General features: G+C 51.2%; 18 protein-coding genes, 1 other RNA gene and 1 pseudogene. 16 read left to right on the top strand and 4 right to left on the bottom strand.

The annotated features are described in order from the left end of the window. The first annotated feature begins 28 nt into the window (after window positions 1-28). The 10 genes from ubiG (at window position 29) to ACMYR3_RS04935 (ending at window position 9535) form a co-directional block, all read left to right on the top strand. The gene (gene ubiG, locus ACMYR3_RS04980; protein WP_424195098.1) at window positions 29-724 is read left to right on the top strand and encodes a bifunctional 2-polyprenyl-6-hydroxyphenol methylase/3-demethylubiquinol 3-O-methyltransferase UbiG; all 696 of its coding nucleotides are present in this window, start codon (window positions 29-31) and stop codon (window positions 722-724) included. A 5-nt stretch (window positions 725-729) separates the two neighbouring features. Then, entirely contained in the window at window positions 730-1380 is a 651-nt protein-coding gene (locus ACMYR3_RS04975; protein WP_424195096.1) for an HAD family hydrolase, read from the top strand. A gap of 162 nt (window positions 1381-1542) precedes the next feature. Continuing rightward, window positions 1543-5433, top strand: coding sequence for a DUF748 domain-containing protein (locus tag ACMYR3_RS04970; RefSeq protein WP_424195094.1), 3891 nt, complete (start codon window positions 1543-1545; stop codon window positions 5431-5433). Window positions 5434-5502: 69 nt separating this feature from the next. Then, window positions 5503-5863, top strand: a transfer-messenger RNA (tmRNA) gene (gene ssrA / locus ACMYR3_RS04965). Window positions 5864-6146: 283 nt separating this feature from the next. After that, the gene (locus ACMYR3_RS04960; protein WP_424195093.1) at window positions 6147-6473 is read left to right on the top strand and encodes a hypothetical protein; all 327 of its coding nucleotides are present in this window, start codon (window positions 6147-6149) and stop codon (window positions 6471-6473) included. Window positions 6474-6849: 376 nt separating this feature from the next. Next, window positions 6850-7455, top strand: a complete 606-nt coding sequence (locus tag ACMYR3_RS04955) for a CGNR zinc finger domain-containing protein (RefSeq protein WP_424195091.1) — start codon at window positions 6850-6852, stop codon at window positions 7453-7455. Window positions 7456-7534: 79 nt separating this feature from the next. Beyond that, window positions 7535-8041 (top strand): SRPBCC family protein, encoded by a 507-nt coding sequence (locus ACMYR3_RS04950; RefSeq protein ID WP_424195089.1) that lies wholly within the window; start codon window positions 7535-7537, stop codon window positions 8039-8041. 33 nt (window positions 8042-8074) lie between these two features. Beyond that, window positions 8075-8494: a VOC family protein gene (locus ACMYR3_RS04945; protein WP_424195087.1), complete on the top strand. Its 420-nt coding sequence runs from the start codon at window positions 8075-8077 to the stop codon at window positions 8492-8494. A 21-nt stretch (window positions 8495-8515) separates the two neighbouring features. Next, a complete protein-coding gene (locus ACMYR3_RS04940) occupies window positions 8516-8995 on the top strand; it encodes an SRPBCC domain-containing protein (RefSeq protein ID WP_424195085.1) in 480 nt (159 codons plus the stop codon). 12 nt (window positions 8996-9007) lie between these two features. Beyond that, entirely contained in the window at window positions 9008-9535 is a 528-nt protein-coding gene (locus tag ACMYR3_RS04935) for an SRPBCC family protein (RefSeq protein ID WP_424195083.1), read from the top strand. Window positions 9536-9548: 13 nt separating this feature from the next. Here ACMYR3_RS04935 and ACMYR3_RS04930 read toward each other — a convergent pair whose 3' ends face one another. After that, window positions 9549-10790: a glycerate kinase type-2 family protein gene (locus tag ACMYR3_RS04930; protein WP_424195081.1), complete on the bottom strand. Its 1242-nt coding sequence runs from the start codon at window positions 10788-10790 to the stop codon at window positions 9549-9551. A gap of 295 nt (window positions 10791-11085) precedes the next feature. Here ACMYR3_RS04930 and ybaL point away from each other — a divergent pair. Beyond that, window positions 11086-12783, top strand: a pseudogene (ybaL, locus tag ACMYR3_RS04925) (YbaL family putative K(+) efflux transporter). 271 nt (window positions 12784-13054) lie between these two features. Further along, window positions 13055-13963, top strand: a complete 909-nt coding sequence (locus ACMYR3_RS04920; protein WP_424195080.1) for a cation diffusion facilitator family transporter — start codon at window positions 13055-13057, stop codon at window positions 13961-13963. A gap of 49 nt (window positions 13964-14012) precedes the next feature. Here the strand turns inward: ACMYR3_RS04920 and ACMYR3_RS04915 are convergent, their stop codons facing one another. Continuing rightward, complete coding sequence (locus ACMYR3_RS04915; RefSeq protein WP_424195078.1) at window positions 14013-14423, bottom strand: winged helix-turn-helix transcriptional regulator; 411 nt, start codon at window positions 14421-14423, stop codon at window positions 14013-14015. A 153-nt stretch (window positions 14424-14576) separates the two neighbouring features. Between ACMYR3_RS04915 and ACMYR3_RS04910 the strand changes: the two genes are divergently transcribed. Next, complete coding sequence (locus ACMYR3_RS04910; RefSeq protein ID WP_424195076.1) at window positions 14577-15557, top strand: quinone oxidoreductase family protein; 981 nt, start codon at window positions 14577-14579, stop codon at window positions 15555-15557. 99 nt (window positions 15558-15656) lie between these two features. Here ACMYR3_RS04910 and ACMYR3_RS04905 read toward each other — a convergent pair whose 3' ends face one another. Then, a complete protein-coding gene (locus ACMYR3_RS04905) occupies window positions 15657-16313 on the bottom strand; it encodes a hypothetical protein (RefSeq protein ID WP_424195074.1) in 657 nt (218 codons plus the stop codon). Between the two features lie 463 nt (window positions 16314-16776). Here ACMYR3_RS04905 and ACMYR3_RS04900 point away from each other — a divergent pair, with 463 nt between their 5' ends. Together ACMYR3_RS04900 and chrA are read left to right on the top strand one after the other, a co-directional pair. Next, window positions 16777-17721, top strand: coding sequence for a chromate resistance protein ChrB domain-containing protein (locus tag ACMYR3_RS04900; RefSeq protein WP_424195072.1), 945 nt, complete (start codon window positions 16777-16779; stop codon window positions 17719-17721). After that, window positions 17718-19085: a chromate efflux transporter gene (gene chrA, locus ACMYR3_RS04895; RefSeq protein ID WP_424195070.1), complete on the top strand. Its 1368-nt coding sequence runs from the start codon at window positions 17718-17720 to the stop codon at window positions 19083-19085. The genes ACMYR3_RS04900 and chrA overlap by 4 nt, the downstream gene beginning before the upstream one ends. Window positions 19086-19183: 98 nt before the next feature. On the opposite strand, the gene ACMYR3_RS04890 is transcribed toward chrA, so the two are convergent. After that, window positions 19184-20452, bottom strand: coding sequence for an MFS transporter (locus tag ACMYR3_RS04890; RefSeq protein WP_424195068.1), 1269 nt, complete (start codon window positions 20450-20452; stop codon window positions 19184-19186). 239 nt (window positions 20453-20691) lie between these two features. Between ACMYR3_RS04890 and ACMYR3_RS04885 the strand changes: the two genes are divergently transcribed. Next, window positions 20692-21720, top strand: coding sequence for an adenosine deaminase (locus ACMYR3_RS04885; protein ID WP_424195066.1), 1029 nt, complete (start codon window positions 20692-20694; stop codon window positions 21718-21720). Window positions 21721-22078 lie beyond the last annotated feature (358 nt).

Genomic DNA, 22078 nt, shown 5'->3' with positions numbered 1-22078 from the left:
TTCACTCTCTTTGCCTCTTGTCATGAACATGAATGCTGACCAAGCTGAACTGAATAAATTTAGTGAAATTGCCCATCACTGGTGGGATCCGACGACCGAATTCAAACCCTTGCATGACATCAATCCTTTACGGCTGAACTGGATCAATGAGCATGCTTCACTGGCTGGCAAGCAAGTGGTCGATGTGGGTTGTGGCGGCGGTATTTTGTCGGAAAGCATGGCGCGGCTTGGAGCCACTGTCACTGGTATTGATCTTTCTGGCAAAGCCCTCAAGGTGGCCATGCTGCATGCGCTGGAAGCACAGGTGCCGGTCACTTATCGCGAGATCAGCGCCGAAGGTTTGGCTGAAGAACAAGCTACCGCATTTGATGTCGTCACCTGCATGGAAATGCTGGAACATGTGCCCGACCCAGCCAGCATCGTGACTGCGTGTGCACAAATGGTCAAACCCGGTGGCATGGTATTTTTCTCCACGCTCAATCGTCGCCCCAAAGCCTATTTACACGCCGTGCTGGGTGCCGAATATGTGCTGGGCTTATTGCCGAAAGGCACCCACGATTACCTCAAGTTCATCCGTCCGGCGGAGCTGGCCAACTTTGCACGCCAGGCTGGGCTGGAACTCGTGCAGTTTCGCGGCATGGGCTATCGGCTCTTCACTGATACCTACGAACTCAACAATGACACCAGCGTGAATTACCTGCTCTGCTGTCGCAAGCCGATCTAAACATCATGGCTAAAACCCAGTTGGTCTTGTTTGATCTGGATGGCACGCTTGCCGATACCGCACCCGACCTGGCTAACGCTGCCAATCTGCAACGCGAACGACACGGCCTGCCCCCCATGCCCTTGGCGGAATTGCGTCCGTATACCTCTGCTGGCGCACGCGGCATGCTGGGTAAGGCATTTGGCCTGACGCCCGATGATGCCCGTTTTAGCGCCCTACGCGAAGAATGGTTTAGCTTGTACGAAGCCAATCTTTGTGTTGAAACCCGTCTGTTTGCTGGCATGAATGAGTTGCTCATTGAACTGGAACAACGCAAGCTGCCCTGGGGCATTGTGACCAACAAGTCCAAGCGCTTTACCAACAAGCTGATTGACCGACTCGGCTTGCTGGATCGCTGTGCAGCGATTGTCAGTGGTGACACGACGCCACATAGCAAACCCCATCCTGCGCCACTTTTTTTTGCCTGTGAAACCGTCGGCATTCCCGCCATCAACAGCGTTTATGTGGGCGATGACTTGCGTGATGTCGAGGCTGGCAAAGCTGCCGGAATGATGACCGTGGCCGCCGCTTATGGTTATTGCGGCGACAGCACACCACAAAGCTGGCAGGCTGATCACCTGATTGAACATCCTTTGGAACTACTTGATCTGATTTAATAGTACCCAGGGGTATTTAAAATCAATCAATTAGTAAGCACTTAACAAGCTTATTTTTAGATATACCCCCTTAAAACAAGCGCTGTAACACGAGTTTTCACCGACGTTTGAAACAATCGCGGTAATATCCTGAGTTCGAGATTAGCTTCCTATCGAGTGATCATGAACCTGGATAATAACAACAGCAGCCACACAGAAGTTCAAGCCAAGCCGGTGCGTCACTTGCCGGACAACGCGTTGAACGCGCTTAAAAAATCTCGCTGGCGACATCCTCTTAAAATCCTGCTTTGGCTGATTGGTGTGTTTTTCGCCATGGTATTACTGGGGCTGCTGCTAGGGCCGAATCTGATCCGCTCTCAGGCCGAAAAGCAGATCGGTGAACAGCTTGGTCGACACGCCACGATTGGCGATCTCAAACTCAATTTGCTGAGTGGTGAAGTCACCGTCCTCGACACCACCATCTTTGAAACCGACAACACCACGCCCTTTGTTTCGTTCAAGCGCTTTTATGTGAATGCGGCGTCGTGGGCTTCCCTGTTTCGGCTATCGCCCGTCCTGGATGAAATCACACTCGAAGCACCCAAGGTCAAGCTGGTTCGAACTGATGCGACGCGCTTTAACTTTAGTGACATCGTCGACAAAATCCTGGCCAAACCAGCATCCGAAGGCAAAGCGCATTTTTCTCTGAACAATATTCGGCTGATTGATGGGGAAGTCCATTATCAGGACAGCTACTCCACCGCCAAACCTGAACATGCGCTGACCAAAATCAATGTTGCCGTCCCCTTTGTCTCCAATCTGGATTACGCGGCCGACCTCTTTATCAAGCCCGAACTCAATGCGCTACTCAATGGCAGCCCCATTGGTGCCAAGGCCGAAACCAAACCATTTGAAACAGACAAGGAAACCCATCTGCAACTGTCCATCGACAAGCTCAATCTGCCTGACTATCTCAACCTGCTACCCTTTAATGTGGCCAGCAAGCTGGCCTCGGCGCAACTGAGCAGCGATCTGGATATCAGCTTCAAACAAGAAGCCGACAAGCAGCAAATCCATGCCAAAGGCAATGTCATGCTGGATGATCTGGACTGGCAGCAGACCAATGGGCAAGGCTTGTTGAAATTGCAGCAGATCAAAGTGGATATCAACGATATCGATGTCGCCAACCAGCAAGTGGCGCTGGAACGGATCAGTATGAAGCAACCAGCGATTCAACTGGTCCGCAATAACCAGGGTCAGCTCAACTGGTTAAACACGATTGAACAGATTCAAAAGAATACGCAGAAGCAAGCGGATGCGACCCCCGCAACCGCTCCCACCTTGCAAAAGAACAAGGACAACAAGCCCTGGGCCATCACACTCAAAGAACTGGCCATTGATGGTGGCAGCACCAGCTGGACCGATGAAACCACCAGTCCGACCTTTCATAAGACACTCCAGCAAATCAATCTCAGTGTAAAGGAGCTTGATACCGGCAAACCCAAGGCCATGCCTATCAGCCTGTCAGCCAATACCGAAGCCGATGAAAAGATCACGCATGAAGGCTCAGTCAATCCGTTTGAGTTAAGCGGTGCAGGCACGATTGGTCTGAAACAGATTCGCATTGCGGATGCCATGCCCTATCTGAATCCCATCCTCAATAACCCGCTGGAAGAAGGACACCTGGATGCCGAGCTGCATTACGATCTGAGCAAGGTCAACGATAAACTCAATGTGGTACTCAAAGACAGTAGTGCCAGTCTGAGTCAATTAAAAATCAAATCAAGTTCACAATCCGCCACCATAGCTGCTGCAAAAACCGTTGCCACCAAAAACAAAACAACTGGCAAAGCCGTCAGTAATGCCAGCAAGCCAGATAGCCACAATCAACTTGATCTGGGTCAGCTACAAGTCAAAGGCATGGCACTGGACCTGGCCAAACAAAATTTTGTGGCGGATAGCGTTGCGCTGACTGACACACAACTCACCGTTTTACGCGATGAACAAGGCCAGATCAATTGGACCCGGCTTGTCAAAACCTCCGACAAACCGGCAGCGAGTACCACCACCAATGCCAACACGGCACCTTCAACACCTTGGCAATGGTTGGTCAGGTCAGTCGACATTAATCAGACTGCCATCCATTTTGATGACTTGAGCGTCGGTAAAAACAAGACCGACGGCAAAAATGTCAACGGTGTGCATCTACGCCTGGAGCCAGTCAACCTCTCGGTTAAAAACCTGAGCAGTCAATCCGAGCCGATTGATTTGACACTCGATACCGGCCTCAATCAAAAAGGTAAGTTACGTATCAAGGGCAATGCCCAGTTAAGCCCATTCAGCACCAGGCTGGACATTGAAGCACAGACACTTGATCTGCAGCCCTTTACACCCTATGTGGATCCCTTCCTCAACATTGACATTGCCAGTGGCGAGCTCAACGCCAAGGGTAATGTACGTTTTGATGCCGCCAGCGAGTCCATCAAAAATGGCAAAAAGCTGGTACGCCCGATGGCTGTTGCCTACAAAGGCCAAGCCTCGCTGGTCAAGCTGCGTGCACTGGACAAAGTGAATTCGGCTGATTTTTTAAAATTTAAATCTTTGGCATTCAGCAATATCGACTTTGCCATGCCCGGCAGCAACCCGGCACAATCCATGGCAATCAATGTCGGTGACATCAGCCTCAACGATTACTATGCGCGCATCATTTTGAATGCCAATGGCCGCATCAACCTGCGAGATATTGCTGCCAAGCCAGAATCCAATGTGTCCATCACCACGCCCGATACGCGCTCGGCTGAAGAAGTCAAACAGGAAAAAGAAGCCGCCGCTGAAAAACCAGCCGCCACCAGCAAGCCCTTGATCCGGATTGGTCAGATTGGGCTAAAAAAAGGCTTTATCAACTTTACCGACAACTTCATCAAACCCAATTACACTGTCGATCTGACGGGTATTGAAGGCAAGATCAGCAAACTCGCCTCCGATAGTGACACTCCCGCGGACATGCTCTTGCAAGGCCGCGTCAGCAATGATGCGCCAGTCGTCATTGAAGGCCGCTTCAATCCCTTGGCTGCCAACCTGTTTGTCGATATTGGTGCCAGTGCCAAAGGCATTGAACTCACCCAACTAACCCCCTATGCGGCCAAATATGCGGGCTATGCCATTGATAAAGGCAAGCTTAGCGTCGATCTCAAATACAAGGTAGAGAATGGTCAGCTTAATGCCGACAACAAGGTCTATCTTGATCAACTCACCTTTGGCAAAAAGATTGACGGCCCCGATGCCACCAAATTGCCCGTGCTACTGGCGGTATCCTTGCTCAAGGATCGCAATGGCGTGATCGACATCAACCTGCCCGTCTCCGGCTCCTTGTCTGACCCACAATTTTCTATTGGCGGCATCATCTTCAAGGTCATCATCAACCTGCTCACCAAAGCCATCATGTCGCCTTTCTCGCTACTGGCATCGGCCTTTGGCGGTGGTGGTGAAGAGCTGTCTTACCTCACCTTTGCACCTGGCCTGGCAATTCTGGAAGACAGTGCCACCAAAAAACTGGAGCCCATCGCCAAGGCCTTGCTGGATCGCCCGGCACTGAAAATGGAATTGACTGGCCGTGCCGATCCAGCCTCAGATTTACCTGCATTGCGCAAGGAATATCTGAACAGTGAAATTCGCAAACTCAAGCTCAAAGACCAGAGCAAACAAGGCAAACTGGCCGAAGAAGATGTCGACAAACCACTGGAAATCAGCGATGAAGAGCGCGCCAGCTATATTGAAAAAATCTACAAGGCCAGCAAGTTTGACAAACCCAAAAATGCGATTGGCTTTGCCAAAGGTTTGCCCACCGATGCAATGACCAAACTGATTGAAGATAATCATATTGTCGGTGAAAACGACTTGCAGCAACTTGCCAACCAGCGTGCCAGCAACATCAAGCAATGGTTGGAAGACAAAGGCAAGGTACCAACCGAGCGGCTCTTCCTGATAGCAGGCAAAACCAAAACCGAAGCTGACGAAGGAAAAGAGGCCAATAAAACTGCTCCGGCCAATCGGGTTGACTTTACCCTCAAATAAAAACTTTTCACCCCTGTTGGGGCTTGAAAACTCAAGCCCTGCCCCAACCTGTTAGAATGCAATTGTTTTGGGGCCGACCTGGTTTCGACGTGGGTTGCAAAGCAGCGCAGGGCATACCGAGGGCTGGTCACCTCGTAAATCCAACCGGAAAAAACTAACTGCTAACGATAACTCGTACGCATTAGCCGCTTAATACCGGCTAACTCTGCATCAGCTTGTCTCAGGGCTGAGCTAGCAATAGCACGCAGAGTCATACACTGAGGATCGCATCAGATCGGGTTGCTTGGTCTGGTGTTAAATCCAAGGCAACTCGCTTCACTGTAGCGTGCGCGTCCGCGCCAGTGCGGTTAAATCAAATGGCAGCGCTAAGTATGTAGAACTGTCTGTGGAGGATTTACGGACGCGGGTTCGATTCCCGCCGGCTCCACCAATAACACTTCCAAGCAAGTCCAGAAAAGGCCAGAAACCTCAACAAATACAAGGGTTCTGGCCTTTTTTACGTCCAAAGCAGTCCGACAACATCCATTTACATCCGGCATTGAATAGGGGTATATTTAAGGGCACAAGCTCTCTACCCCCAACGTGATACCCACACGCGCCACGTACAGACACTACAGTCAAGAATGCCAGGCCTGCTGATAAAGCGTTGAAACTTTCGTCTGTCAAAAAACATATTAGTGACGTATCGCCTTTTACAGATTTGAGGTGCTGTGATGCAAAAACCAGGCTATTTGATGATATTCATCCTGCTGGGTGGTTGTACGACAGCACACTGGAACAAGCCCGGCATGACATCTGCGCAATACGACATGGATCGTGAACAATGCGAAGCCACTGCCAAGCAGGATTTTCCCGCCAAGTTGACTGCCATGAGTGATGGCCCCTGCGTTTCAGCACCATCGTACCGATGCCCCTATCGCGGTGATCCGGCCGCCTATACAATGTATCAAGGTATCCGAGACGAAAATAGCGATAAACGATTATTGGCACTCAATGCCTGCCTCAAAGAAAAAGGCTACAGCCTGACAATAGATCATTAAAAAATGAAATGAACGAGGTAATTTAAATATTACGAATCTATCTTCATTTATTTAATTTTCAACTTGTTGATCTAACAACTAGCACCATTCAAGTTTCGCACGATATTGGTTTTACTCTCCCTCATTGCTGAAACCGTCTTGGCCTTACTGGCCATATCCGGCATTCCCGACTTGCAAAAGGCGTTCACTTTTTACCCATCACTTTGCATCAGAGCCTTTTGCCAATGATGGCCAGCATGATTGCGTTAATATGGTTCGAATCGACGAAAATCTGTTTTCGTCGATAATGCCATGCAGTCAACATAAGCAATTTATTAGTAACTTGTCATTTATAAAAAATAAGTTACATTATTATCTTAACCAAGTTTTGATTATCATGCCCGCCATTATTCTTGGCAGCCATCCTGCCGCTGACTTTCTTAATACCATTGCCTCTCCATCTGGAACGCCAGTCGAATTTATTGGCAATGGTGAGCAACTGCTGGTTTGGCTCGTCGAAGCTGGACTGATTGATCAAGCACAGCACGACTGGCTTAAACAACATCACTCCAGCAAAGTGTTGGATGGCATCGCGCAAAAAGCGCGCGAAGAGCGCGAATGGGCCAGACAATGGCTACAGCGTTGGCGCAACAAACCACAAGCCAATCACAGCAAGGAAATAGCCCATCTCAACCAATTGCTGGCCTTGGGGCCAGTAGTGAAAGAACTGAAATCGGACCACGCAGGCGGTACTTCAGTTTTTACTGAAAACTGGCAGTTGCAAATGGAAAAAGCCGACTCTTTACTGGCCCTGATTGCCGGCACCATTGCGTCATTACTCGCCCACGAAGACCCTGCACTCTTTCGAGATTGCGCAGGTACTGGCTGCACATTGAGTTTTCTCGATCGCACCAAATCACATCGACGCCTGTTTTGCAGTGCCGCAGTCTGCGGTAATCGCGCCAAAGTGGCCGCATTTCGGGAACGGCAGAAACAAAAGTAATTCATCGGCAAATGTGGGGGTAGCGTTTTGACCGTCTGGATGATCATCTGCAGGAATTACAAACCAAGGAGTGCCATCAATGACCAACATAACCGCAGAAACCTTTGTAGTGACGCAGTGCTTTAACACGTCACGCGAAAAATTATTCAAACTCTGGACCGATCCCGAGCTACTTAAACAATGGTTCAGTCCAACTGGTGTCGTCATGACACAGTGCAGAATGGATCTGCGATCTGAGGGCGAATGCCATTACTGCATGCAACTGCCAAACGGCTATGAAATGTGGGGAAAATGGCTATTTAAAGAAATTGTTAACCCCGAAAAACTGGTCACGATCACCGCTTTTTCAGATGCTCAAGGTAATCTGACTCGTCATCCAATGAGCGCGACATGGCCATTAAAAACAATCGCCACTACGACTTTTACCGAGCAAGGTGACAAAACCTTACTCACGATAAGTTGTCTACCCTATGAAGCCAAAGATGAGGAAACTCTCACCTTTAACTCATCGCTGAGCGCAATGCAGCTGGGGTGGGCAGGAACACTTGCGCAACTCAGCACATTTATTGACTCACAAAGTAAATAAGACAATCTCCACCATTATTTGAAGGAGCTCATCATGCAACTCATTCCCTACTTGTTTTTTGAAGGTCGCTGTGAGGAAGCTGTCGAGTTTTACGGCAAGGTACTTGGTGCAGAAATTGTGACTTTGATGCGTTACAAGGACAATCCGGAACCCAATGAATGCGTGATGCAGCCAGAAATTGAAAACAAGATCATGCACATGAGCTTGCGCATTGGCAATATGACCTTGATGGCGTCTGATGGCATGGTCAATGCGCCACCCAAATTTCAGGGATTCTCCTTATCCCTCACTGTCGAAGACGCTCAGCAGGCTGAACAGTTTTTTAATGCTCTGGCTGTCACAGGACAGGTTCAAATGCCATTAGGTCCCACCTTCTTTTCACCGGCTTTTGGCATGGTGGCAGATCGGTTTGGCGTTTCCTGGATGATCCATGTCGAACCAGAAAATAATTAATCGTTCAATAATACTTAAATCATGAATCAAATCAACACTGACAGCCATGCCACACAGGACAATGTTCTCACCATCACCCGATTATTCAATGCACCACGTGATCTGGTCTTTTCTGTCTGGACTGATCTGAATCATCTGCTGAGCTGGTGGGGCCCGATTCAATTTCCCGTCAATGAAATGACGATGGACATTCGTCCTGGCGGGCAATGGCGTGCTTGCCTGAAGGCAGTCGATGATGGTCGTGAACTTTGGCAACAAGGTGTATTTCGTGAAGTCGTCAAACCTGAAAAACTGGTGTTCACTTTTGCCTGGCAAGCCGGGGGCGAACGTGACATGGAAACGCTGATCACGATTCATTTTGAAGACCTGGATACGCAAACGCTGATGATCTTTCATCAAACGCCATTCCAATCGGTGGCAAAACGGGATGGTCATCAGCATGGCTGGTCCGGCACCTTTGATCGTCTTGATGCATTCCTGGCCAATCACACCAACTCATAAGGAGACACTGCCATGTTTAAAACTATCACGCTCATTCTGATCGTTATTGTGGGTGCCGTTATCGGCATGGCCCTGAGCAAGCCAGACACATTTCGTGTTGAGCGCGCTATCACCATCAAGGCATCACCTGAAAAGATATTTGCGTTGATCAACGACTTTCATCAATGGGTTACTTGGTCACCCTGGGAAAAACTTGATCCGACCATGCAACGAACTCATTCTGGCGCGGAAAATGGCCAAGGTGCCATCTATGCCTGGAAAGGCAATAATCAGGTCGGGCAAGGCAGCATGGAAATACTGGCGTCGACGCCACCTTCAAAGGTTCTGATCAAACTCGATTTCATCCAACCCTTTGAAAGTCACAATCAGGCTGAGTTTACTTTGATCCCCAAAGATGACATGACCGAAGTCACCTGGACCATGTCAGGCCCCAATACCTTCATCGGTAGAGTCATGAGTGTTTTTGTCAGCATGGACACCATGATTGGCAAGGACTTTGAATCCGGCCTCAACAATATGAAAATGGCTGCAGAAAAATAATCAAATTCAATTGTCATCCAATATATATGGCGCGAAAATCATTGACATTGGTCTGGGTTGGACCAGTCACGATCTGGTCACCCAGTGCTTCAAAAAAACTATGGGCATCGTTGTTATCCAGATAATGACGAGCCTGCATCTTTTTTTGTAGTGCCCGCTGCAGGGTTGTCGGTGTCATCATGGCTCCTGCAATTTCTTCTTGCCCATCTACCCCATCGGTATCACCCGCCAGCGCATAAATATCCGTCCGGCCCTGTAAGGCCAGCGTCAAGGACAACAACCACTCCACGTTACGTCCACCACGACCATTGCCCTTGACTGTCACCGTGGTCTCCCCACCGGACAACAAAATGCAAGGGCACCGAAATGGTTGCGCATATTGCTTGACCTGCAAAGCTATCCCCGCCATCACCTTGCCGACATCGCGCGCTTCGCCTTCAATGGCATCACCCAATATATGCACGGCAATACCTTGTTCACGCGCTACACTTGCGGCGGCTTCCAAGGCCATTTGCGGTGTGGCAATCATATGTGTTGTCACGTTTTTCATGCGCGAATCACCAGGTTTGATACTTTCGACCGCGCCTTGTCGTAACTGAACCATGACGGCTTCAGGCACATCAATCTGATAGCGCTGCAAAATTTGTAGTGCATCGGCACAAGTAGTTGGATCAGCTACTGTCGGACCAGAGGCAATCTGGATCGGGTCATCACCCGGCACATCCGAAATCAATAAGTTAATAACCCGAGCCGGATAACAGGCTGCCGCCAAACGCCCACCCTTGATGGCCGACAAATGACGTCGTACACAATTCATCTCATGGATACTGGCGCCACTTTTAAGCAATTGACGATTGATCCGCTGCTTGTCATCAAGACTTAATCCCAGGCCAGGCAAGCACAGCAGAGACGAACCACCGCCTGAAATCAAACAAAGCACGACATCATGGGCAGTCAATCCACTCACTGCCTGCCAGATAGCATGTGCCGCGCTGATGCTAGCTGCATCGGGTACTGGATGTGCTGCCTCTAAAATTTGAATATGCTGACATGCGGCACCATAACCATAGCGGGTCACCACCACACCTTGCAGCGTACCCGTCCAGCTGGCCTCGACTGCCTGCGCCATAGCGGCCGATGCTTTACCAGCACCAATCACTATCAAACGCCCGTTGGGTAGCACCGGCAGACAGTCTGCCAGTACGGCTGGTATTCGCAAGGCTGGTTGTGCCGAAGCAATTGCTGCAGCAAACATCTTGCGCAATAAGCTTGTTATGTCATCGTGCTGGGCCAAGTGCATTGCATTCTCCCAAAATAGCTCAAACACTTTGAGCTATCTATGTTATTTTCAAGCACTCATCGTAAGCACAGGCGATGCCGTTGTCATCATGGCCTGACCAATTGACTGCGATGGAACTTAGCTGTCCCAGAGCACTCTCACTTGCCATCCCCTGTTTTTATTACCATGACAAACCGCTATAGTGTGTTGTCGTGCATTATGTGCGTCGCTTTTGTCATATATTTCCATCATACATTTCTTTGGAGTACCCATGCCACATGATGTCAGCCTGATTTCCACCATTGCTGCAGGCCTGGGCTTGGCGCTGATTTTAGGGTTTATCTGCGCGCGACTCAAAATGCCACCACTGGTAGGCTATTTACTCGCCGGTGTGATGATCGGTCCCTACACCCCTGGCTTTGTCGCCGACATTCAGCTGGCCAGTCAATTGGCTGAAATTGGCGTCATGCTCTTGATGTTTGGCGTCGGCCTGCATTTTTCATTGGATGATCTACTGGCCGTACGCAAGATCGCCATACCTGGCGCGCTGGTGCAAATTGCCACCGCCACACTACTTGGTATTGGCACCGCCATATTGTGGGGCTGGCGTTTTGATGCGGCACTGGTATTCGGTCTTGCCCTATCAGTTGCCAGTACCGTGGTCTTGTTACGAGCGCTCGAAGCACGCGGCGCGCTGGATTCTGCCAATGGCCGGATTGCTGTCGGCTGGCTGGTAGTGGAAGACCTGGTCATGGTGCTCGTACTGGTATTGCTACCTGCCTTTGGCATGTTATACTAGGAAGGCGCCAATCTGGCTGACAGCAACATTGGCTGGGAACTGACTAAAACACTGGCAAAAGTCACCGCCTTCATGCTGCTCATGCTGGTACTAGGGCGACGCTTTTTTCCACGACTGTTATGGCTGGTGGCCAGCAGTGGCTCGCGGGAACTGTTCACCTTGTGCGTGATTGCTGCCGCAGTAGGCGTCGCTTTTTTATCAGCCAAATTGTTTGATGTGTCATTTGCTCTTGGCGCTTTTTTTGCGGGCATGATGATGCGCGAGTCCCCCTACAGTCATCGCGCTGCAGCAGAATCATTGCCATTGCGTGATGCGTTTGCCGTGCTGTTTTTTGTCTCAGTCGGGATGCTGTTTGACTATCACATTCTGCTGCAAGAACCACTCAAAGTGCTCATCGTGGTCGCCATTATCATGCTTGGCAAAACCCTGGCTGCGTTATTGTTGGCGCTGGCTTTTGGCTACCCATTACGCACCGCACTGATAGTCGGTGTCAGTCTGGCGCAGATTGGTGAGTTCTCGTTCATTCTGGCTGGACTGGGGGTCAGTCTGGGCATGCTGCCCAAGGCCGGGCAAAGCCTGATTCTGGCTGGTGCCATTTTATCCATTGCCTTCAACAGTCTCATGTTCAATCTGATTGCCCCATTGCAAGACTGGTTAAGCCGACACTTTGCCTGGGCACGCAAACTGTCGCTACGCACCGATGCCATGGCAGCCTTGCCGATACAGACTGACCCAGCGCACCTGCAAGGACATGTGGTACTGGTCGGTTATGGCCGGGTTGGTCGACAAATCGCCCAGCAATTACAGCTGCACCATATTCCCTTGGTGGTTGCCGAACAAAATCGCGAGCTGGTTGAAAAGTTACGCAACCAAAAGATTGCAGCAGTGAGTGGTGATGCCGCAGATCCCACCGTGCTGGTGCAAGCGCATATTGCCAAGGCCAGCATGTTGGTGATTGCCACACCGGAGACTTTGCAGGTTCGCCAAATGGCCAGCATTGCACGCACACTCAATCCAACGATTGAAGTGATCATGCGCAGCCATAATGAAGCTGAAACCAAACTCTTGGAGAAGGAAGCCATTGGTAAAGTATTCATGGGCGAACAGGAACTCGCCCTGGGAATGACCCGGCATGTGATGAACCGACTTGGCTTGGCCGCGATACTTTGAACACTTAACCAAACATCCAACAATAAAACACCATATTGCGGATCAGTCGTCCCACAACAACTGATCCGCATTCATGGCCTTGCTGGATTCCGGACAGTTTGCTGGACCGTCTTGAATGCAGGAGTGCCAATTCAAATCAACGATCTGGAAATTTGAATCAGTTCGCCTGAGCCTCCATAACGTCACCCCGTCATTAACGGTTTACCGCCTGCTCAGGCGGCTTCACAATCATTTACACTGTAGGCAATCAGCAATGCCAAGGTAAACAGGAATGACACAGCGCGATAATTTGCATGATCTGGATGACGACATCGATCCCACCCTGCGCGACCAGGTAGCCAAAAAAAGCACCTGGGTCAGCGTGGCGGTCAATCTGCTACTCACCATTGCCCAGGTATTGTGCGGTGTGCTCGCTCACTCACAAGGACTGATAGCCGACGGGATTCATTCCCTGTCCGATCTACTGTCCGACTTTGTGGTGCTGTTTGCCAATAAGCATAGTCAGAAAGCGGCCGATCATGATCACCCCTATGGACACCAACGCTATGAAAATGCAGCCGCCTTTTTTCTAGGATTGATGCTCCTCGCCGTCGGGGTCGGTATGCTTTATAGCGCGCTCATCAAATTGCAAGACCCGGAAACGATTCCCAAGGTTGGACAGATTGCCCTGTGGGTGGCGATAGCGGCACTCTTTGCCAAGGAAGGTCTGTTTCGCTATATGCTGGCGCAGGCAGTACGTGTCAAATCGACCCTGCTGACCGCCAATGCCTGGCATGCCCGTTCGGATGCCGCATCCTCCTTGCTGGTGGCTCTGGGAATCATTGGCAACCTGTTTGGCTACCCACTGCTTGATCCAGTGGCGGCATTGGTTGTTGGTTTGATGATCGGCAAGATGGGTTTTGAGTTTGCCTGGGAGTCGCTCCATGTGCTGATGGATCGCTCAGCCGACGAAGAAGAGCTGGCACGCATTGCCACGACCATTCGTGCCGTACCTGGCGTGATTGGTGCCCATGACTTGCGGACGCGCAAAATGGGTGACCAATTACTGGTGGACGTGCATATTGAAGTGGCCGCCGATCAGTCGGTTCGGCAAGGCCATGATATTGCGCTGGCGGTACGTGACATGGTTCTCAAGCAGCATCAGGTGATGAATGTGATGACCCATGTCGATCCGGTTTAATGCCTGGTAAGTAAGCCGTAGTAATCTAGCCGCAAGTAGTCTGCTGCCCCTACACCGACGACGTCATTTCATCACGCTTTTCAAGCGCTGAATCACTCACCACAATTGGGCAGTCGGCCAACCGGTCCAACTCGTCCAGCTCACTGGCATGATGTCTACCCCACTCACAAAGCGTGAGCAGAATGGGCTCCAGACTCATGCCCAGCGGCGTCGCCGAATAGTCCACCCTCGGCGGCACTTGAGGATAAATCTCGCGATGTACCAAGCCATGTTCTTCCATCTCGCGCAATTGCTGGATCAACACCTTTTGGCTGATATGCGGCACCAGCCGGTTTAACTCTGAAAGCCGTTTTGCACCTTCAAAAAGCTGATAGAGAATGATCGCTTTCCAGCGTCCCGAGATCACCTTGAGCGCACGCTCGGCAGGCAGCATCGGTAAATGTTTAACAGGTTTTTTCATACTCGGACCTTTGAATAATGGCATGCATCATGCCGAGTTTTCTGCTCCTTACCTACAGACTTTTTAGTATGTATGACGGTCATTGGTCGGTAGTTACCGGATAGTCTACTACCCTAGACTGAAGCCTGTTTACATACTTCTGAAAGGTCAAGCATGCGTGCGATACAGATTCATCAATTTGGTGGTCCTGAAGTTCTGCAACTCACTGAAACACCTATTCCTGTGCCTGATCCCGGGCAGGTTTTGGTCAAAGTCAGCAGCGCCGGCATCAACTTTGCCGAAACCCTGATGCGGGAAAACCGTTATGCCATGACCCCGCCTTTGCCTTCCATTCTGGGTTGTGAAGTGGCAGGCACAGTGGCAGTAGCAGCCCATGGCTGGGAATTGGATCAGCGGGTGGCGGCACCGCTCTTTGCCGTGGGTCAGTTCTTTGGTGGCTACGCCGATTATGTGACACTGGATACCAAGTATCTTGTCCCTATTCCGGCTGGTCTGGCAGACGATGCCGCCCTGGCTTTGCAAGTACAAGGCCTGTCTGCCCTGGCATTGACACGCACAACGCCGGTTTCAGGCAAGACCGTACTGGTCAACGCAGCCGCAGGTGGGGTGGGTTCATTGTTGATTCAACTGCTCAGACACGCCGGTGCAAGCAAGGTCATCGCGGCCGCCAGCGCTCCTGAAAAATGCGCGCTGGCTATTTCATTGGGAGCCGATCATGCACTCGACTACAGTGCCAACAACTGGTTGGAACAACTCAACGTCATCACCAATGGCAAAGGCCCGGATATCATTTATGAATCCGTCGGCGGCCAGATCACCCGGGACAGTCTGCAGACGCTGGGGACTGGTGGGACGCTGGTGATCTTTGGCGCGCTCAATATCCACTCATTTGCCCTGGGTGTACCGGAACTCCTGTCGATGATCTTCAAAAATCAATCACTGCGCGGCTTTGCACTGGTGCCTTTATTAACACCTGATATCGTGCAAAATGATCTGACGGTACTGTTTGATCTGGCTGTCAATGGCAAGCTCAAGGTACATATTGGCGGCCGGTATCCGTTAGCCGAAGCGCGGCAGGCTCATGCTGCCATGTCGTCACGTCAAACCCTTGGCAAGCTGGTGTTGCTGACCTGAAGCTGGTTCATCCGACCTGATTCATTCATCATATTGAATTTTTGAATAAGCATGCCGGTTCGATACTACCCTGATTGGGCAGCACATTGCACAGCTCAATCAGCGATTCAGATAATCCGCATCATCGAAAGTCGGCACCCATTGCGGCCGATGTGCCACAAACACCGCCAGCAGCAAGCCGGTGATAAAACCCTCGGCAAACCCCATTGCCACGGAAGAGGCCAGCGTATCCAGCGGCGGAAAACCCACTCTCCCCTGCTCATACAAGAGCCAGCCATAGGCCAGCAAACGACCAATCGCCACACTGAGCAAGCCACCAAAATAACCATGTCCCAAAATAAAAATGAAGGGATTGTGCGGCAGAAACTTCACGAGTATACGATTCAACCCCGCTGCCAAAAATGCTGGTACTGCCGCCAGCCAGACAAACCAATAAGCAGACTGTTGCACATCACCATCCAGAACCACGCTGGAAATCGCACAGGCGCAAGCCAGCACAATCAGGGCCGGACGCAGCCCCAACATGGCGGTGAGTAATGCGGCACCCGACATCTGAATCGGCAGATCCATCGCGTTAAGCTGCCCCCAGGGGCCAGGAAAATGTACCCGCACCACCCACATCAAGGCCGTCAGCACCATCGCGCCAAAGGTCAGATGCTGGCGTTCAGGTTGCAGCAACACTTCCCAGGGACGGGCGTACAAAGCCCAGCCCAAGATGCCCGTAGCCAGCACTATCCATAAATAATCACTTTCCATTGTCGATCCCTTGCTGCTTCTCTGGTATTTTTTCAGTCGGTGCCGATCAGCACACGCATTTCATGAGCCTGACATATCAACGGCAATCAACAGCAATATTAACTGCACCACCGATCGACCGGCATGATTGGATCAAACAGATTCAAAAAATCTTAAAATATACTACCCCACCGTATAAAAAAAGAGCCTTTATTTATTTACCTGACAACACCATTTTAAATACATACTCCTTATTTTTTATTAAAACCACAAGAAAGCCAGCTATTCAACAGCATCCTTGATGATGTCATGGATACAACCACCATCCTGAATCCCACCCAATGGAACACCACGATTTTCTTCATGGGTTGCATCATGTCTTCCCTTCATGCCGATTTTATGCAAACTGCCGATCACGGTGGCATAACGTTCACGCCACAAAAATAAAGTAGATTAATCAACAAAAAAATGTAGAATCAGCGACATGAATAATTGGCTACTCCTCATCACCACCCTACCCACCGAAAATGCTACTGCACGCATGCGGATCTGGCGCGCGCTCAAGGCTTGCGGTGTTGGCGTATTGCGTGATGGTGTCTATCTATTGCCGCAACAGGCATCCTGCCAGACAACATTGCAAACAATCGCCGCTGACGTTCAGGCAAGTGGCGGTACCGCGTATCTTTTACGGATTGAAGAACCGATCGAACATGACTTGATTGCCCTGTTTGACCGCTCAGAAGATTATGCAATGCTGCTGGCCGAACTGGCAAAACTGCATGATCTCCTGACCATTGACAGCGCCCCCGCCCTGCTCAAACCAATCCGCAAACTGCGCAAGACCTTTAGCAGTCTTGTAGCGATTGATTATTTTCCAACTACCAGCCAGTCGCAGGCCGAGACAGCCCTGCAAACACTGGAGCAGACGCTGGCCCGCACTCTGACACAGGATGAACCGCAAGCCGTTGCCATCACAATCACGCCACGGTTGATCAGTCAATATCAGGGTCGTACCTGGGCAACCCGGCAACGACCATGGGTTGATCGGCTGGCCAGTGCCTGGCTGATCCGACGCTTCATCGACCCGCATGCTATTGTGCTCTGGCTGAACACACCCAGTGACTGCCCAGCCGATGCACTGGGTTTTGACTTTGATGGTGCCACCTTCAGCCACACAGCTCACCACGTCACCTTTGAAGTGCTACTGGCCAGCTTTGCGCTGCAACAACCTGCGCTCAAGCGACTTGGCACACTGGTGCACTACCTCGACATTGGCGGCAGCCCCCCATTACCCGAAGCAGCAGGCGTTGAAAGCGTCCTGGCCGGTTTGCGAACCACACAGACCGATGACGACCAACTTCTGGCCAGTGCCTGTGGCCTGTTTGACGGCCTGCTTGCCACCTTTCAAAAAGAACCTTCCCCATCATGAACACCCGCTCAGTTCCTTCCCCTGACCACCCGCCCGCCCCGATCAGCTTATGGCAGGCCCTGCAATTCTGGCTCAAACTTGGCTTCATCAGCTTTGGCGGACCCGCCGGACAAATTGCCATCATGCATCAGGAACTGGTGGAACGGCGTCGCTGGATTTCAGAACGACGCTTCTTGCACGCACTCAATTACTGCATGGTGCTGCCCGGGCCCGAAGCCCAGCAGCTTGCCACCTATATTGGCTGGCTGATGCACAAAACCTGGGGTGGTATCGTTGCAGGCGGCTTGTTTGTGCTGCCCTCGCTGTTCATTTTGATCGGACTGTCATGGATTGACCTGGCTTTTGGCCAAGTACCCATGGTGGCTGGTTTGTTTTATGGCATCAAACCCGCTGTCACGGCCATTGTGATCCAGGCGGCCGTACGCATTGGCGGCCGCACCCTTAAAAACGGTTGGTTATGGAGCCTGGCCATTGCTGCTTTTATCGCCATTTTTGCACTTAAGCTGCCCTTCCCCTTGATTGTGCTGGCAGCAGCATTGATTGGTTATCTGGGTGGTCGCATTACCCCCGAAAACTTTACAACCGGCAGTGGCCATGGCAAGGCCAACGCATCATATGGCCCCGCCTGGATCGATGACGACACACCCACCCCGGCCCATGCACAATGGCGCTGGCAAAATCTGGTCAAGGTATTGGCCAGCGGCTTGCTGCTATGGGCCATACCGCTTGGTTTGTTGACTGCCACCCTGGGTTGGTCACACACCCTCACTCAGATGGGTTGGTTTTTTACCAAGGCAGCACTGCTCACCTTTGGCGGTGCCTATGCCGTATTGCCCTATGTGTACCAAGGCGCGGTGACTCATTATGGTTGGCTGTCGCCCACCCAGATGATGGATGGTCTGGCACTGGGTGAAACCACGCCCGGCCCGCTGATTATGGTCGTGGCGTTTGTGGGTTTTGCTGGCGGCTTTCAAAGTACGCAAATGCAAGCACTATTGGGTGGCGAACACCTTTTCATGGCCGGTGCAATGGCCGCCATTCTGGTCACCTGGTTCACCTTTTTGCCCTCCTTCATCTTCATTTTGGCCGGTGGCCCCTTGATTGAAACCACCCACAATGATCTGCACTTCACCGCACCACTCACTGCCATCACCGCCGCCGTGGTCGGGGTAATCGTCAACCTCGCCCTGTTTTTTGCCTACCATCTGTTCTGGCCGCAAGGCTTCAGTGGTCAAATTGACATTGTCGCCATCGTGATTGCACTGGCTGCCGCCATTGCACTATTTCGCTTTAAACGCTCGGTAATCCAGGTAATTATTGGCTGCGCCCTGGTGGGGCTGGTGGTGAAGTTGCTATTGGGTTGAGGGTATTGAAAAACTGTACCTATTTTTTCAGACATCTTGATTCAGACGTTTTGAACCAGCGCTTACTCAACCAAAAAACCAAGATGACTGACTCAGTCTCAATGCCCCTTACCTTCCAGCTTTTCCAGCTTAACCAGCTCTGGAAAAAACTTCATCCAAAGCGCAACCACCAATATGGTGCCTACCCCACCGAGCACGACGGAGGGCACCAGGCCAAACAGGGCAGCAGTGAGGCCAGATTCAAATTCACCAAGCTGATTGGATGTACCAATAAAGAGCGCATTGACGGCACTGACACGACCGCGCATATCGTCGGGCGTTTCAAGCTGTACCAGTGAAGAGCGAATCACCACGCTGATATTGTCGGACGCCCCCAGAACAAACAGCGCCAGAAATGACAGCCACCAGACACGCGACAGCGCAAACACCACGGTCGCCATGCCAAACACTGCGACCGATCTGAACATGATTTTGCCCACGCCAACACCAAATGGATGACGCGCCAGATACAGCGCCATCGACAAGGCCCCGACTGATTGCGCCGAGCGCAATAAGCCCAGCCCCCAGGGTCCCACATGCAAAATATCTTTGGCAAAGACGGGCAGCATGGCGACCGCACCACCAAGCAATACGGCAAACAAGTCAAGTGAAATGGCTCCCAGCACAATCGGTTTGCTGCGAATGAAGTGGATACCCGCAAACAGGGTCTGCAGGCTGACCGGCTGGGTGGCTGCCTTGCGTTTGACAGGACGCATCAACGCAAACAAGATGGCGGAAATCGCACACAGCAAAGCAGCGATGAAATACGTGACATCGGCACCGGCCATGTATAAGAACCCACCCAATGCCGGGCCAACAATAAAGCCTGATTCACTGGCCGACGAAGACAAGGCAATCGCCTTGGGCAACAGGGCAGGCCCAACCAGCCCCGGCAATAAAGCCGAAAGCGCCGGAAATTTGAAGGCGCGGGTACAGCCCGACACAAACGCCAGGACAAAAATCCATTCACGCGACAACCAGCCCTGCCAGCTGCCAATGGCAAACACCAGCAGGCCCAGCACATCGATAAAGGTCGTGATGAAAGCAATCATGCGGCGATCAAAATGATCAGCCACCTGCCCCACCACCATCACCAGCAGCACCCCGGGCAAAAACTGCGCAAAGCCCACCCAGCCCAGGTCCATCACACTATGGGTCAACTCATACATCTGCCAACCAGTAGCGACTACCTGAATCTGCCCGGCAATCAGTCCCAACACACGGGCAAACCAGTAGCGGGTAAAGTCAGCAATGGCAAAGGGAGTTGTGGGTGATAGCGTCGGTGTTGACGGATCAGATTCAGGCGGTAAATCGATGGGGGCGGACATGGCAAACCTGCAGAAAACACGATGCCTCTGGCATGGGCAGCGGTGAATAGTGAATGGCAAACATCTTAACACCGGCCCAATTTGAATTTTTGCTGACACGGCACATTCACCACACACAGCAGGGTGATTTTTGTACACTATGAATAGGGTATCTATAACTTAACGGCCAGGACGCCTGGCAGTTAATGATCATTCGCATCATCACATTTCCGATTCACCCATTTTTAACGCAGATAGCCATGACCACATCATCACACTCGGACTTTATTGCCGGTTTGCCCAAGGCGGAGTTGCATTTGCATATTGAAGGCTCGCTGGAGCCGGCAATGACGTTTGCCAAAGCCGCCAAATATGGCGTGACGCTGGCCTACCCCGATGTGACAGCCTTGCGTGCCGCCTACGATTTTTCGGATCTGCAATCGTTTTTGGATTTGTACTATGCCGGTGCCGCTGTACTGCGTGATGAAGACGATTTTTACGATCTCGCCTGGGCTTATCTGCTGCGTGCCAAGGCCGATGGCGTGGTGCACACTGAAATCTTTTTTGATCCGCAAACCCACACCGATCGCGGCATCCCCTTTGCGGTAGTGATCAATGGCATCTGGCGTGCCCTGCAACAAGGTGAACAGGAGCTGGGCATCAGCTTTCGGCTGATCATGTGTTTTTTGCGTCATCTCAGCGAAGAAGCCGCCTTTGCCACCCTCGAACAGGCTCGGCCACATCTGGACAAAATTACTGCGGTCGGACTAGATTCCTCCGAACGCGGTCATCCGCCCGAAAAATTTGCGCAAGTGTTTGCCCGCGCCCGCGAGCTGGGCTTGCTGACGGTGGCCCACGCTGGCGAAGAAGGCCCGCCCGCCTACATTACCGGCGCGCTCGATGTCTTGCAGGTATCGCGCATCGACCATGGCGTGCGCTGCATTGAAGACCCGGCGCTGGTCCAACGACTGGCCGCGAGCCGCATGCCGCTGACGGTTTGCCCGCTATCCAACGTCAAACTCTGTGTTTACGGCAACATGGCCGAGCACAAAATCAAGTACCTGCTCGACCAGGGTTTGTGCGTGACCGTCAACTCCGACGATCCCTCCTACTTTGGTGGTTATGTGGCCGACAATTACCGCGCCATCACCGAGGCCTTGCACTTGAATCGTGCCGACCTGGTACAGCTGGCCAAAAATTCCATCGAAGCCTCGTTCCTGCCCGCCTCGGTCAAGGCGCAACACCTGGCAGCCATTGATGTGTATGCCGACAGATTCATCGGCAGCTAGGATAAGTCTTTCGATCTATTTATATACTGGTATAGTGTATAAAAAATGATCCTTTACTTAAGCACTTAAGAAGCATAGTTTTTATACATACTCCTTAAAATACACCATTATTTAACCGCCAGGACACCTAGAAAAGCTAAAACCTTTAACCACAAAGACACAAAGAGTACGAAGAAAAACCTTAGGGGGATTTTGCTTGTTAAACAATAAATAACCTGGATCTTCCATTTATCAAACTAAGAAGATGATATCGACATCAGTCAAAGTCGAGCATCTTGATTTTTTCTTTGTGCTCTTTGCGTCTTTGTGGTAAATGCCTTTGACCTTAGAGATTTTCCTTGACGTCTTGGCGGTTCCA

Source organism: Ampullimonas aquatilis (genome assembly GCF_049675895.1).
Classification (GTDB): domain Bacteria; phylum Pseudomonadota; class Gammaproteobacteria; order Burkholderiales; family Burkholderiaceae_D; genus Ampullimonas; species Ampullimonas aquatilis.
The sequence above is the reverse complement of the archived record's forward strand: the minus strand, read 5'-3'. Positions and strand labels throughout refer to the sequence as shown.

What these genes read in the sequence shown, in the direction of transcription:
- ubiG (WP_424195098.1), top strand. Translation starts at nt 29, where the DNA reads ATGAATGCTGACCAAGCTGAACTGAATAAATTTAGTGAAATTGCCCAT.
- ACMYR3_RS04975 (WP_424195096.1), top strand. Translation starts at nt 730, where the DNA reads ATGGCTAAAACCCAGTTGGTCTTGTTTGATCTGGATGGCACGCTTGCC.
- ACMYR3_RS04970 (WP_424195094.1), top strand. Translation starts at nt 1,543, where the DNA reads ATGAACCTGGATAATAACAACAGCAGCCACACAGAAGTTCAAGCCAAG.
- ACMYR3_RS04960 (WP_424195093.1), top strand. Translation starts at nt 6,147, where the DNA reads ATGCAAAAACCAGGCTATTTGATGATATTCATCCTGCTGGGTGGTTGT.
- ACMYR3_RS04955 (WP_424195091.1), top strand. Translation starts at nt 6,850, where the DNA reads ATGCCCGCCATTATTCTTGGCAGCCATCCTGCCGCTGACTTTCTTAAT.
- ACMYR3_RS04950 (WP_424195089.1), top strand. Translation starts at nt 7,535, where the DNA reads ATGACCAACATAACCGCAGAAACCTTTGTAGTGACGCAGTGCTTTAAC.
- ACMYR3_RS04945 (WP_424195087.1), top strand. Translation starts at nt 8,075, where the DNA reads ATGCAACTCATTCCCTACTTGTTTTTTGAAGGTCGCTGTGAGGAAGCT.
- ACMYR3_RS04940 (WP_424195085.1), top strand. Translation starts at nt 8,516, where the DNA reads ATGAATCAAATCAACACTGACAGCCATGCCACACAGGACAATGTTCTC.
- ACMYR3_RS04935 (WP_424195083.1), top strand. Translation starts at nt 9,008, where the DNA reads ATGTTTAAAACTATCACGCTCATTCTGATCGTTATTGTGGGTGCCGTT.
- ACMYR3_RS04930 (WP_424195081.1), bottom strand. Translation starts at nt 10,790, where the DNA reads ATGTTTGCTGCAGCAATTGCTTCGGCACAACCAGCCTTGCGAATACCA.
- ACMYR3_RS04920 (WP_424195080.1), top strand. Translation starts at nt 13,055, where the DNA reads ATGACACAGCGCGATAATTTGCATGATCTGGATGACGACATCGATCCC.
- ACMYR3_RS04915 (WP_424195078.1), bottom strand. Translation starts at nt 14,423, where the DNA reads ATGAAAAAACCTGTTAAACATTTACCGATGCTGCCTGCCGAGCGTGCG.
- ACMYR3_RS04910 (WP_424195076.1), top strand. Translation starts at nt 14,577, where the DNA reads ATGCGTGCGATACAGATTCATCAATTTGGTGGTCCTGAAGTTCTGCAA.
- ACMYR3_RS04905 (WP_424195074.1), bottom strand. Translation starts at nt 16,313, where the DNA reads ATGGAAAGTGATTATTTATGGATAGTGCTGGCTACGGGCATCTTGGGC.
- ACMYR3_RS04900 (WP_424195072.1), top strand. Translation starts at nt 16,777, where the DNA reads ATGAATAATTGGCTACTCCTCATCACCACCCTACCCACCGAAAATGCT.
- chrA (WP_424195070.1), top strand. Translation starts at nt 17,718, where the DNA reads ATGAACACCCGCTCAGTTCCTTCCCCTGACCACCCGCCCGCCCCGATC.
- ACMYR3_RS04890 (WP_424195068.1), bottom strand. Translation starts at nt 20,452, where the DNA reads ATGTCCGCCCCCATCGATTTACCGCCTGAATCTGATCCGTCAACACCG.
- ACMYR3_RS04885 (WP_424195066.1), top strand. Translation starts at nt 20,692, where the DNA reads ATGACCACATCATCACACTCGGACTTTATTGCCGGTTTGCCCAAGGCG.